Origin of the sequence: Bradyrhizobium sp. CCBAU 45389 (assembly GCF_028128625.1) — a bacterium.
Classification (GTDB): Bacteria; Pseudomonadota; Alphaproteobacteria; order Rhizobiales; family Xanthobacteraceae; genus Bradyrhizobium; species Bradyrhizobium liaoningense_B.
Genome location: NZ_LBIY01000090.1, coordinates 198,071 through 211,152 on the forward strand (window position 1 = coordinate 198,071; position 13,082 = coordinate 211,152).

General features: G+C 58.0%; 10 protein-coding genes. 6 read left to right on the forward strand and 4 right to left on the reverse strand.

All coding sequences use genetic code 11. The features are described from left to right. Positions 1-27 precede the first annotated feature (27 nt). The 3 genes from XH79_RS20980 (at position 28) to XH79_RS20990 (ending at position 3,853) form a co-directional block, all read left to right on the forward strand. The gene (locus tag XH79_RS20980; RefSeq protein ID WP_271526568.1) at positions 28-2,700 is read left to right on the forward strand and encodes a PAS domain S-box protein; all 2,673 of its coding nucleotides are present in this window, start codon (positions 28-30) and stop codon (positions 2,698-2,700) included. After that, a complete protein-coding gene (locus tag XH79_RS20985) occupies positions 2,697-3,380 on the forward strand; it encodes a response regulator transcription factor (RefSeq protein ID WP_271526569.1) in 684 nt (227 codons plus the stop codon). Before XH79_RS20980 ends, XH79_RS20985 begins: the two co-directional genes overlap by 4 nt. 86 nt (positions 3,381-3,466) lie before the next feature. Further along, positions 3,467-3,853 carry a response regulator transcription factor gene (locus XH79_RS20990; protein WP_271526570.1) on the forward strand — a complete coding sequence of 129 codons (387 nt, stop codon included), beginning with the start codon at positions 3,467-3,469 and terminating at the stop codon, positions 3,851-3,853. Positions 3,854-4,161: 308 nt separating this feature from the next. Here the strand turns inward: XH79_RS20990 and XH79_RS43330 are convergent, their stop codons facing one another. Continuing rightward, positions 4,162-4,338 (reverse strand): beta-L-arabinofuranosidase domain-containing protein, encoded by a 177-nt coding sequence (locus XH79_RS43330; RefSeq protein WP_442868888.1) that lies wholly within the window; start codon positions 4,336-4,338, stop codon positions 4,162-4,164. Between the two features lie 194 nt (positions 4,339-4,532). On the opposite strand from XH79_RS43330, the gene XH79_RS20995 reads away from it, so the two are divergent. Continuing rightward, entirely contained in the window at positions 4,533-4,691 is a 159-nt protein-coding gene (locus tag XH79_RS20995) for a hypothetical protein (protein ID WP_271526571.1), read from the forward strand. Positions 4,692-4,740: 49 nt separating this feature from the next. Here XH79_RS20995 and glmS read toward each other — a convergent pair whose 3' ends face one another. Then, positions 4,741-6,567, reverse strand: coding sequence for a glutamine--fructose-6-phosphate transaminase (isomerizing) (gene glmS, locus XH79_RS21000; RefSeq protein WP_271526947.1), 1,827 nt, complete (start codon positions 6,565-6,567; stop codon positions 4,741-4,743). Positions 6,568-7,608: 1,041 nt separating this feature from the next. Between glmS and gmd the strand changes: the two genes are divergently transcribed. Together gmd and XH79_RS21010 are read left to right on the forward strand one after the other, a co-directional pair. Beyond that, on the forward strand, positions 7,609-8,694 hold the full coding sequence (gene gmd / locus XH79_RS21005) for a GDP-mannose 4,6-dehydratase (protein ID WP_271526572.1): 1,086 nt from the start codon (positions 7,609-7,611) through the stop codon (positions 8,692-8,694). Further along, positions 8,675-9,652 (forward strand): GDP-L-fucose synthase family protein, encoded by a 978-nt coding sequence (locus XH79_RS21010; RefSeq protein ID WP_208757030.1) that lies wholly within the window; start codon positions 8,675-8,677, stop codon positions 9,650-9,652. Before gmd ends, XH79_RS21010 begins: the two co-directional genes overlap by 20 nt. 273 nt (positions 9,653-9,925) lie before the next feature. Here the strand turns inward: XH79_RS21010 and XH79_RS21015 are convergent, their stop codons facing one another. Together XH79_RS21015 and XH79_RS21020 are read right to left on the reverse strand one after the other, a co-directional pair. Beyond that, a complete protein-coding gene (locus tag XH79_RS21015) occupies positions 9,926-11,047 on the reverse strand; it encodes an MFS transporter (RefSeq protein ID WP_333921028.1) in 1,122 nt (373 codons plus the stop codon). A 995-nt stretch (positions 11,048-12,042) separates the two neighbouring features. Then, positions 12,043-12,549, reverse strand: a complete 507-nt coding sequence (locus XH79_RS21020; RefSeq protein WP_271526573.1) for a hypothetical protein — start codon at positions 12,547-12,549, stop codon at positions 12,043-12,045. Positions 12,550-13,082: the final 533 nt, after the last annotated feature.

Consider the following 13,082-nt stretch of genomic DNA (forward strand, 5'->3'; position numbering starts at 1 on the left):
CCGGAGAACAGGCCGGACGGTCTCAAAATGTATAGTATCAGCAGACTTAAACTTTCAGCCCCTCAGTTGACCTTGGGCAGCATAACGCTAGCCGCGGTCACACTGACTTGCTTGTACTTTCACGCGCATTTCGCCGCCACGGCGTTCGCCTATTTGTTAGTAGTCTTACTATTTTCGTTGATGGGCAGCTTCATCGCGTCATCCGCGCTTTGCATCGTGGCAATCGCTGCTCTCGCTTACTACTTTGCGCCGCCGGCGTTCAGTCTGCGAATCGATGATCCGCGCGATGTTTCTGTGGTTGTTGCATTCTTTGTTGTCTCAATTGTGGGAACGCACCTGATCGGAAAACTCCGCCAGGAACGAGAGGCTGCGCGCGTGGCTGCGGCCAAGCTTCAGCGAAGTGCGACGGATTTGGAGGATCGTGAAAAACGGTGGCGCGCAATCTTCGAGCACAATCCGGCCATGTACTTCATGGTCGATGAAGCCGGCATTGTCCTCAACGTCAATACGTTCGGCGCGACACAAGTGGGATACGCTTGTGCAGAACTGATCAACCAATCAGTGCTCGGCATATTCCTTGAGGAGGATCGTGGATTCGTCCGCAAATGCATTCGGGCGTGCTTTGATGATGTTGGACAATCCCGCACTTGGGACGTCCGGAAAGTGAGGAAGGACGGCTCTGTTTTGTGGGTACGTGAACACGCCAAGGCCATGCTTTGGGCCGACGAGCGCCCCGTCGCCCTTATAGCCTGCGAAGATATCACGCAGCGCAAGCAGACCGAGCTTGCACTGCAGCGGAGCGAAGCGCATTTGGCCCAGGCGCAGGAGCTGAGTCATACAGGCAGCTTCAGCTGGAACCCCACTACGGGTGAGGCCTTCTGGTCCAAAGAAACATTTCGGATTTTCCAATTAGACCCTCAGACAGTGCCACCGGGGCCGGAACTCGTCGTTGAGCGCACTCATCCAGATGATAGGGCTTCGGTTAGAGAAATTATCGATCGCGCGATGCGAGACCCGAGCGATTTCGAGCACGAATACCGGCTTCTGCTACCGGACGGCTCGGTAAAGCACATTCATGCGCAGGCACGAGCCACGAGGACAGCCTCTGGTGACATCGAGTTTGTTGGGGCAGCCACGGATATTACGGCGGCGAGGCGAGCAGAGCAGCAGCTGCGCCGCAGCGAGGCCTATCTGGCCGAGGCCCAGCATCTCACTCACACAGGCAGCTGGTCCTGGGACGTCTACGGTCTAGATTTCGTGTATCGCTCCGCCGAGGTCGATCGTCTGTTTGGCTTTAGCCCACAAGAGCCGGTATCGATCGAGACCATTCGATCGCGCATCCATCCGGACGACTTGCCGCGGCTACAGGAGGTGCAGCGGCAGGCGATTGAACACGTGGAAGAACGGTTCGAGTATGATTTTCGTATTCTTCTGCCAGATGGCGGGATAAGGCGCATACACTCCGTTGCACACGTTGTCCTCGGCAGCGATGGTAATGTCAGCGAGCTCATCGGAACACATATGGATGTCACCGAGCAGCACGCAGCTAGGGAACGCCTGGAAAACACACTTGTCGCGCTGCGCGAAAGCGAGCAGCGCTTTCGCGACTATGCCGAGACAGCTTCCGACTGGCTCTGGGAGACCGGGCCAGATCATCGGGTCACTCACTTGTCCGAGCACACCAGCGCAGCGGGAATTTTGGCGACAGGAGTGATGGGCCTGCTTCGCTGGGACATTGCGTGCGACACGGAAGAGGAACCCGAGAAGTGGCGTCAGCATCGGGCGACGTTGCAGGCGCATCTGCCGTTTCGGGATCTCGTCTACCGCACCGTGAATCGGACGAAATCTCCGATCTATGTCCGCACGAGTGGCAAGCCTTTCTTCGACGGAAACGGAACTTTTCTGGGCTATCGGGGCGTCAGCACTGACATAACGGCTCTTATTCGCGCTGATCAGGCCGAACAAGAGCTGCGAAAGGCACAAGCGGAGCTTGCACATGTGACGCGTGTAACGACGCTAGGAGAACTGACGACTTCCATCGCTCACGAGATAAACCAACCACTCGCCGCTATTCTCAACAACGCCGATGCGTGCCTCGGCTGGATGGCACGGGAAGCTCCTGATCTTGCCGCCGCGCGCTCTTCGGTGGAATGGATCATCGAGGACGCAATCCGGGCAAGCGAGGTGATCCGCAGTGTTCGCGCGCTCGCGAAGAAGGGCGAGATTGAGATGGTGCCACTCGACATTAATGAGGTCGTTAGGGACGTCATTGCGCTGGTAACACGAGAACTGGTGAGCCACCGAGTGACGTTGCGAACCGAGTTGGCGGCCGCGCTGCCTAGGATCCTCGGTGACCGAATTCAGCTACAACAGGTGATCATCAATCTGGTAATGAACGGAATCGAGGCGATGGACGCAGTTACAGACCGGCCGCGCGAACTTCTGATTCAATCATCCAAGGACGATCTGGGGCACGTGCAGCTTGCCGTGGCCGATTGCGGCGTCGGGATCGCCGAGAAGGACGCTGACCACGTCTTGGATCCCTTCTTCACCACCAAGTCGAGTGGCCTTGGAATGGGCCTTTCGATCTGCCGTTCTATCGTGGAAGCTCATGGAGGCCGGCTATTGCTTCTCCAGAAAAATGAACCGGGCGCGACCTTCCAGTTTGCCCTGCCCGTGCACAAGGAGGCCCTCCAGTGACAGGACGATTTGACTCGCCAGGTGAGGGTAGCAATGCCGAGGCCTCGACGAAGCCGATCGTCTTTGTCGTTGAGGATGACATCTCCGTGCGCCGCTCACTTACGAATCTTTTTCAACAGGTAGGGTTGGAGGTCGTTGCGTTTGGATCGGCCCGTGAAATGCTGCAGAGCACAATTCCGGACGTCACAAGCTGTCTAGTTCTTGATGTCCGGCTGCCGGGCCTGAGCGGCCTTGACTACCAGACCGAGCTGGCCAGGTTGAACATACACATCCCGATCATTTTCATTACGGGCCATGGCGACATTCCCATGACCGTCAAGGCCATGAAGGGAGGTGCGGTGGATTTTCTCAGCAAGCCGTTCCGCGATCAGGAACTGCTTGATGCCGTGGTTGCGGCGACCGAACGAGATCGCAAAAGACGGGAAGCTCAGCGAACGGTCGCGAACCTGCAGTCTCTATTTGAGACCTTAAGCCCGCGCGAGCAGGGAGTGATGAAACTGGTCGCGGCCGGCCTGATGAATAAGCAGGTAGCCGCCGAACTTGGGCTCGCCGAGATTACGGTGAAGATCTACCGGGGTCACGTAATGAAAAAGATGCGTGCCCGGTCGCTGGCCGACCTGATCAGAATGAGCGAGACGCTGGGAATTCGCGTCAATCGTTCCGAACAAACGCAAGTATGATTTTACAATTCCATCACTTAAGCCCACTTTTCGCCGAAAGTGGCTAGCGCTTTGGCTGCCGCTGTACTGCGTCGGGAGGGCTCATCTTGTCCACGCCTTTGATTTCCGTCGTTGACGACGACGTCTCCGTCCGTGCGTCGACAGAAAACCTTTTGAAATCGCGTGGCTACGTCGTGCAGATATTTGCGTCGGCCGAGGCACTCCTGCGGTCGCCGTACTTGAATGAGACATCCTGTGTCATTACCGATGTGCAGATGTCGACTATGAGCGGGCTGGAGCTGCTGGCAGAGATGCGGACGCGTGGTTACGACACACCTTTCATTTTCATTACAGCTTTCCCCAACGAGCGCGCGCGCGCGTCAGCCTTGGAGGCCGGGGCGATTGGCTTCCTCGCCAAGCCATTTGGCAGGCAAGAGCTACTCAAGTGCCTCGACATCGCATTGAAGGCATATGGCGAGCGAGGTGACATCTGATTTGATCAACCTGCGAGTTCTTGTCCGATCTAAATGCTCGTCGGAACGACGATCACGCACTGAGCAACGTCTTCGCACTCGGAACCGCGACTTGCCCGCCCAGCATACGGCGCGCGAACATCAGCGGCGCGGCGGAACTCTTAAAAGAGTACGATCCGGTGGGCCCCTCAAGTTGGCTTGTCATACGGCTTCCTTTTGAACGACACGGCGGTCCGGTTATGAGCAACCGCAGCGGCTGGATGGCCACCTTGCCGGCACAGGCTCGCCTGCGGCGCTGACCAACGATATCGCCTGCGTGGGTCAGCAGGTCAATCAGCGTCCAATTCCCAATAAAGGAGGCGCTGGACCATGTTTCGCCATAGCCGTAGGCAAGTTTGGCGCTGCTGCTCGTTCTGGCGCAGACGCGCGAGATGAGCTATTGCAGCTATGAGGTATAGAAAACGAACCGCATGACCTATTGCAGTCCGCTGCTCCGAAAGCGGCAAGTGCGCTTGCTATACGCTTATAATCCAATGCGTGCCTTCGGATTGGCGACGCGGGATTGCTGGCGCTTCTCTTACTCGATGTCGTAGAAGTGCGGCTCCATGCCGCGTTGCTCCACGAATTAATTGGCTAGCGTGAGATATCGCCGCTCCTTTGTCGCTTCCTAGAGGCGTGCCAACGCAAGTTCGATTTCCGGATGGCCACGCTAGCCGTGCAACTGATCGCGCTCTGGGCCGATAACTGTGCCCAGGTGGTCTGCGAGCCTGCAAACGACCTCCAGCAATCGCCGTTTTCCAGTTGCGTGAAAGAACGCGAGACCTGCTTCAATCAAACGGCCGGATCGTTCTCATTCTGAGGTCGCCACGCCATTAGTGGCCTCAATGCTCAGATATATCACTGTAGCCTCATTCCACAGTCACCGATTTTGCCAGATTACGCGGCTGATCCACGTCCGCGCCCCTTGCGACGGCGGTATGGTAAGCCAAGAGCTGAACCGGAATGGCATAGAGCATCGGCGTAAAGCTTGCGACCATCTCAGGCAGCACAATGGTCATGAGTGTGTCCACCGTCGCTTCCAAAGCCCCCTTCGAATCGGTGATCAGGATGATCTTGCCGCCCCGAGCCGCAACTTCTTGCATATTCGAGACGGTCTTCTCGAACACATCGTCATAAGGCGCGATCACCACCACAGGCACGGCCTCATCGATCAGTGCGATCGGTCCGTGCTTGAGCTCGCCGGCGGCATAACCTTCTGAATGGATATAGGCAATTTCCTTCAGCTTGAGTGCGCCCTCCAACGCCAGGGGAGCCGATGTGCCACGACCGAGATAGAGCACGTCCCTTGAATCGGCGATATAACGCGCGAGTTTCTCGATCTGCGGCTCGATTAACAGCGCCGCAGCAATCAACCGCGGCACTTCGATAAGCTCACGCACGAGCCTTGTTTCATCGATCTCGGACAGCTTACCGCGCTGTTTGCCTGCTGCGACGGCAAGCGCCGCCAATACCATCAGCTGGCAGATGAATGCCTTGGTGGAAGCGACGCCGATTTCCGGCCCCGCCAGCGTCGGCAGAACGGATTCGCTCTCGCGCGCAATCGTCGACGTCGCGACGTTGACCACAGATATCGTGTGCACGCCCTGGTCCTTGGCGTATCGCAACGCAGCTAGCGTGTCAGCGGTTTCGCCCGACTGCGAGATGACAATCGCGAGATCGCCACGGCGCAAAGGCGCCTCCCTGTAGCGGAACTCGGACGCTACATCGATCTCGACAGGCAAGCGCGCCAGCCGCTCGAACCAGTATTTGGCGATGTGCCCGGCATAGCTTGCAGTGCCGCACGCGGTAATAGAGATGCGCTGAATGGATTTAAAGTCGAACGGCAATGTGACCGGCAGGGCGACTCGCTTGGCCGCCATGTCGACATAATGCGCCAATGTCTTGCCGGCTACTGTCGGCTGCTCGTGGATTTCCTTGGCCATGAAGTGGCGATAATTCGCTTTGTCCACAAGGAGTGACGATACGCCAGACTTTGATGTTTCCCGCTGGACGACAAATCCGTCGGCGCTATAAATCACGTACATCGTGCGCGTAAGCACGGCCCAATCGCCGTCTTCGAGATAGGTGATGGTGTCGGTCAAAGGCGCGAGCGCGATGGCGTCCGATCCTAGATACAGTTCGCCATCACCATGTCCGATCGCAAGGGGCGACCCCTTACGCGCACCGATCAAAAGATCATCGTGGGCTTTGAAAAGGAACGCGAGCGCGAAGGCACCGCGCAGCCGTGGCAGCGACGCTTGTACCGCATCCTGCGGCGAGTAGCCCCTCTTGAGATAAGAGTCGACGAGATGCGCCACCACCTCCGTGTCTGTCTCTGAGTGAAAATGGGCTCCATTCCGCTCCAGTTCGGCTCGCAGCTCGCGAAAATTCTCGATGATGCCGTTATGAACGACCGCGACATTTTCCGTCGCATGCGGGTGAGCATTGCTCTCGGTCGGTTTTCCATGAGTCGCCCAGCGGGTATGACCGATGCCGGTATGACCCAACGGCGGATAATAGCGCAGCTGCTCTTCAAGGTTTCTCAGCTTACCTTCAGCGCGCCGGCGCTCGATACGGAGACCTTCGAGAGTCGCGAGGCCTGCGGAGTCATAGCCACGATATTCCAATCGCTTGAGCGACGCGACCAACTGGCCAACGACCGGACCACGCCCCAAAATGCCAACAATTCCACACATATCGATCAATGCAGCCCAAGTTCAAGGAGTCCGAGGTCCCCCTGCAGGAATCCGATCATGAATTCGCTTGCCCGATGGTAACAGGTTTCAAGTTCGGGCTCTTTCGCGGCCGCCTGTATCGCCGCCGCATTCGCAAGCGTGAGTTAGACCTCCTTCAGCCATCATCGCTTCGCCCGGCTACATTCCGCTTTTGGCTGCCGATCGAGTACAAACTGCGCAGCAGCTCTAGCTTGAATTGTTGTGTGCTACCGGAAACATTTTGCCGACGCCGGTTTAAGAGGCCCATCATACTCGTACCGAAGCAAGTTACCTCATCGAGATTAGACGACTGGCAGCGAAGCTCTATTGTACGAGCGTAAACTTTCGATATCAAAACGTTGGAGCATCTATACCAACGTTTACTACTCTTGCTCATCTTGTCTTGCGTTTCCTTCGCTCCACTGCCTGCCGCGAGCTTGATATTGGCAAGAGCGCTGATCACAGGCGATGAATCGACCGTCAAGACCGGGTGTTCTGTCCGGAAGTTAACGGTAGGGGTGCTTTCTAGACTAAGAATTGGCGTGAGGCTTGACCGTGCGCTTGCTTGCATCTCGTCATCCGGCAAATGCATCGAAGACTGCGGCCTCAGATCGTCGTCTCCCAAGACGTGACGAGACCAGGCGTATGCGTACTTGCGCCTGAGGATAGATAGGAACACAGATCGTCGGCTTCTATCCTGTTGGAGATATAGCCCGGACAAGCGCGTCCTTGCGCTCGAAACGACGATCGCATCCATCTCGCCTGCTTAGGATCACCGCGGATATAAGCCAAGATGCGAGCGTTAGTTGACTTCGGTGTTTTGAATATCAATGCGTGGGCACACTCCAGTCCAATCTAAATCTATGTATATAGTGTGCTTTCCTACATGATGTGTATGACTGGACCTAACGATCGCTTTCCTCAAATTGCGGGTGGCGCGGGCTTGCGCATCTAGGCGTTGCCGAGAAACGGCTCCCACTAGCGTTTCACAGGGCTTTCTCTCCGGCGCAACTACGAGAGACCATGACGGCTCAAGACTCAAAGCGGCGCGTTGCGCTGATCACCGGCGTCACCGGGCAGGACGGAGCATATCTCGCCGAGTATTTGCTCGGTCTCGGCTACGACGTGCACGGGATCAAGCGCCGGTCGTCCTCGTTCAACACCGCGCGCGTCGATCATCTCTACCAGGATCCGCATGCCGGCAGCGTGCCGTTCCTGATGCACTATGGCGACATGACGGATTCGACCAATCTGATCCGGCTGGTGCAGCAGATCCGGCCGACCGAGATCTATAACCTGGCCGCCCAGAGCCACGTCCAGGTCAGTTTCGAGAGCCCGGAATACACCGCCAACGCCGACGCAATCGGCGTTCTGCGCCTTTTGGAAGCGATCCGCATCCTCGGCATGGAAAAGGAGACGCGGTTCTACCAGGCCTCTACCTCGGAGCTTTACGGGCTCGTGCAAGAGGTGCCGCAGAAGGAAACCACGCCATTCTATCCGCGCTCGCCCTATGGCGTCGCCAAGCTTTATGGCTACTGGATCACGGTGAACTACCGTGAGGCCTATGGCATCTTCGCCAGCAACGGCATCCTTTTCAACCATGAGAGCCCGACCCGCGGCGAGACCTTCGTGTCGCGCAAGATCACGCGCGCCGCCGCCCGCATCGAGGTCGGCCTCGATAACACGCTCTATCTCGGCAATCTCGACGCCAAGCGCGACTGGGGTCATGCCCGCGACTATGTCGATGGCATGCACAGGATCCTGCAGGTCGACGAGCCCGGCGACTTCGTGCTCGCGACCGGCGAGACGCGGTCGGTCCGCGAGTTCGTCGAGGTGGCGTTTGCCGAGGTCGGGCGCAGCATCGAATGGCGCGGCAGGGGGGTCGAGGAGGTCGGCGTGGACAAGGCCTCCGGCAAGACGCTGGTGCAGATCGATCCCACCTATTTCCGTCCGACCGAGGTTGATCTCTTGATCGGTGACGCCAGCAAGGCGCACGCGCAGCTCGGCTGGGTTCCGAAGACGCCGTTCTCGCAACTGGTGAAGGAAATGGTCGCCAGCGATCTCGTCGAAGCCATGCAGGATGCGACCAATGGCAAGCACAGCGTTTGAACTGAAGGGTAAGACGGTTTTCGTTGCGGGCCATCGCGGCATGGTCGGCGCGGCGCTGATGCGCCGGCTAGCACGCGAACAGGCCGATCTCTTGACGGTGCCGCGCAGCGAGCTCGACTTGCGCGACCAGGCCGCGGTGAACGCCTGGTTTGCCGCGAAGCGGCCGCAAGCCGTGTTCCTCGCCGCCGCCAAGGTCGGCGGCATCGTCGCTAACAACGCGCTGCGCGCCGAGTTTCTCCACGACAATCTGGCGATATCGAGCAACGTGATCCAGGCGGCGCATGCCAATGGGTGCGAGAAGCTGATGTTCTTCGGCTCCTCCTGCATCTATCCGCGCTTGGCGCCGCAGCCGCTGCGAGAGGATTTGATATTGACCGGCCCGCTGGAACCGACCAACGAACCCTATGCCATCGCCAAGATCGCCGGCATCAAGATGGCCGAGGCCTATCGCAGTCAGTACGGCGCCGATTTCATCAGCGTGATGCCGACTAATCTCTACGGCCCCGGGGACAATTATCACCCCGAATACAGCCACGTCGTCGCCGCGCTGATCCGCCGCTTCCACGAGGCCAAGATTTCGGGCAGCCGCAACGTCGTGGTGTGGGGCACCGGCACGCCGCGCCGCGAATTCCTCTATGTCGATGATCTCGCCGATGCCTGCATCCATCTGATGAAGACCTATTCCTCGTCGGAACTGGTCAATATCGGTAGCGGCGAGGACATCAGCATCGCCGACTTCGCACTCATGGTGGCGGCCGCCGTCGGCTTTCGAGGTGAGATCAGCTTCGATACGTCGCGCCCGGACGGCACGCCGCGCAAGCTGCTCGACGTGCGTCGGCTGTCCGGGCTCGGCTGGCGCGCTACGACTTCGCTAAAGGATGGCATTCAGCTGGCATACCGGGCCTATCGGGCTGACAGCGACGGACGGCACCAGAGTGATTCGCTTGTTCCCAGATAAGGGGGCGATCCTACGATCAACCGGCGGTGAACGTCCGGCCTAGCAGACTCGCCGCTCTCGTAACGATCAATCTTGCTTCGCAAGTTGACGAACCTTCATTGTCAACAACTGCCCTCAGCTCGCCGCCAAGAACCCCCGCCGACTTGCAGGAAAAGGAGAATGATCATGATCAAGACGTGCTGCCAGCACTTGAGAGCTCATCGACTTTAAATCTCAAACGCCGACGGACGATCACTAGCCGGAAGCTGCGCTCCCTTCCTCTTGACCAATGCCTTAGCGATGGTCGGTCATCATCCTCGCCGACAGCATCACGATCGACATGAGCGCGCCTAACATCCCGAACGCCATGGGCAAGCCAAAGATGTGTGCGATGAGCCCGATGCCGGCCGGCCCGACGAGTATACCCGCGTAGCCGCCTGTGGTGATGACCGCGATCGCTATGCCTGCTGGCATCACGTTCTGTTTGCCGGCACGTCGGCACAGTACGGGGACAACATTTGAAATACCCAATCCGATAAGCAGGAACCCTGCCATAGCAATCAACGCAACGCGCGCGGCCACCACGGCCAAGAAGCCTGTTACCATTAGCACAGTCCCGAGCATCAATGTGGCACGGTCGCCGATTCGCGCCACCACGGCATCTCCGCTGAGACGCCCTGCGGCCATGGCGATTGAGAAGAGCATATAACCAATGCCCCCGTGCGCCTCCGCGAGAAGATCTCGTTCAACGAGAAGCAAAGCGCTCCAATCGAGCATTGCACCTTCTACAAGAAAGGTGATACCCGCGAGCACCGCTATGAGCAACACACTGCGGTGGGGCAAGACAAATAATGGCCCCTGCTGTCTCGAACCCGTCGCCAGCAACCTCGGCCAGGCCGTCACAATCGCGATCGTTACTAACGCCGAACAGACCAGCGTCGAGAGAAGCGAGCCACACTGCAGCGAGACGAACAACGTGACCGCGGCAGAGCCGGTGACTTCCCCAATGCTGTACCGGGCGTGGAAGCCGGACATCAATAGACGGCCCGTGGCGCGCTCCAGTTCAATCGCATGGATGTTCATGGCTACATCGATCGAGCCGAGTGAAACGCCGAAAGCAAATAGCGTGGCACCGAGCCTTACAGGTGTGTCGGAAATTGCAAGGCACGGCAGGATGATCGCGAGTCCAAGTCCACCCGCGAGGATAATGGGCTTGCTGCCGTAACGCGAATTCAACACGCTGGTCAAAAGCATCGCGACGACGGATCCCGTTCCGAGACAGAGCAGCAGTAGACCAAGCATGCGGTCATCCGCCGCGAGCCGCTCCTTGGCGAGTGGCACCAAAGGCGCCCAGGCCGCGAGGCCGAATCCGGCCACAAAAAATGTCAGGCGTGTCCCAAGCAGGCCGGCAGACAAATTGGCACATGGTATCACGGACGCTCCTGAGAGAACGGACTCGCGGGCGCGGCGCCCCTCATCCTACGTGCGTCGCCTGCGAGCGACGCGCGGCTCGACGATGATGGCCTCAAGTTGACGTCCTTCATCCCTGCAAATGCGATGCCGTCACGAATACTGAACTGCGTCGTCACACGGAGAGCGACAAGGGGGTGATCCTCGAGCCCCTGGGGATGGCGGTGTTTCGGCCAATCTCTCCCGGATGAGCTGGCCATACGAGGGCGATAGTTTTTGCTTGTCTGCGACAGCTGGATCGCAACACTCAGTATGGCTTGTCGCAACGCCTACAAAGCCGACGGCGCCCCACGCCTCTATGTAGTTGGGGCTAACACGGCCGTAGTTTTTCCGACAACTTTGCACAATCGGAAGCTCTCATCACGAGTGGCGGCGCTGTCTCGCGAGATCACTACAACGAGCCCCGCTACCACGCGCAAGCGGCCAATGTCGGCCCCGATGCTTTTGATATTCGTTCGTCCTGGTTTCCGGCCGCCAGATGGTTCCCGCCATTGGGCCTAAGTTCGTTTGTTCTGGGCCAGCGTGTCGCCCGCCGGGAACAGCCATTTCGAGTGGCATGGCGGCAACATCAGCCTCCAACAGTTCAGGGGTGTCCTGCGATCCCGGGTTCCTGGCACCGGTGGGCTGGGAAGTCTGGAGCAATCAACCAGATTTGCATGCCATCATTATCGCCGCCGAAGAGGGCGGCGTCGATCAGGTCCAGGACGCGCGCTCATTCGATACCGAGTTGCCCGCCGGCATCGTTCAAGCGCCTATATCCGCAGTTCGCCGAGGCCGTCGCTTTGACCAGATTGGATTGTGCGTTGTAAAGAACAAGTATAGCAGGCAGAGATCGATCAGTATCGCCGCCGCCATCACGCTAGAAGCCCAGGCGCTCTGCACTAGATCGACCTCAATCAGCACCCGTGACAAACCGAAGCCCACGATCCAAGCATCAAAGCTCATACAGATGCGTCGGAATATCTCCGGATCAAGCCGGCGAATGACGTAGGACCCCAGCGGGACGCCAAGCATGACACCGGTACAAAAATATAGAGCAAGCTGCCGCTTTCGTAAATGAACAAGCCGAGCTGATAGTAGACGAAGGCGGTAACGCTCGATTCCACCACGCGAACCAGCGCTAGGCCGGCGCGAAATTCGTGTTTGACCAAGCCCTGGTTGTTAAACAGCATCGCTATGGGAGACCCGTAGATTGTAGCGAATAGAGAACGCCCAGCATCCACCCGAACGGCAGGCCGATCAGCCAGCTTGCTCCGATAGGGCGGCGCCAACCCGTTGACGAAGACCTCGATGATGACAATGGCGGGGTTGAGAATGCGATTGGTGTAGAAAACTAGCGCAAAGGGTACAGTCAGCGACGAAAAGCCGTAGCCAATGGCTCCATTTACAAAGGCAGCAAAACACGTCGTTGCGGCCAGAAACCAGATAGCAGCATCAAACTCAGGCATTTCCTTAATTTTCCCACTCCGGAGGGCGTCGGGTCACACGTCGGGGAGCCAGCGCGGCCATTGGTCATCGGGTTGCGGCAGATTCTGGTCATTCGCTTAGCAGCTCCGCCCGTCTTCACAATGGCAGCGGCCCTTTTTGCGTTCAGCAGTTGCTCTTGTTCTCGACTTCGATCGTGCAACGCAAGCTGTGCTGCACTTCCCGGTACCCGGCAACGATCATTCAGCCAAAACGCGTCGGCTTGTTTCTCGGCTTGTCGATCAATGGTCCTCGTATCGAAAGCCGTAAGTGCGTCGGTCATGGATACGGGGCCGTTCCCACGGAATTGAACTCGTGTCGCCCCCTAAGCGGTTCAGCGCCATCATTTTTCAGCTAGCAACGCAACGCGGTTAGACGGAAGCAAACAATTCTCCTTCAAAAGCCCTGTGATAAATAGCAACGCACATTTTGTCAGGCGAGGATCAATTCCCTTCTCCCCCGGCGATGTCGAGCTTGGGGATTCCGCTACCTTGAAATGTACAGTGCAATTCACCTT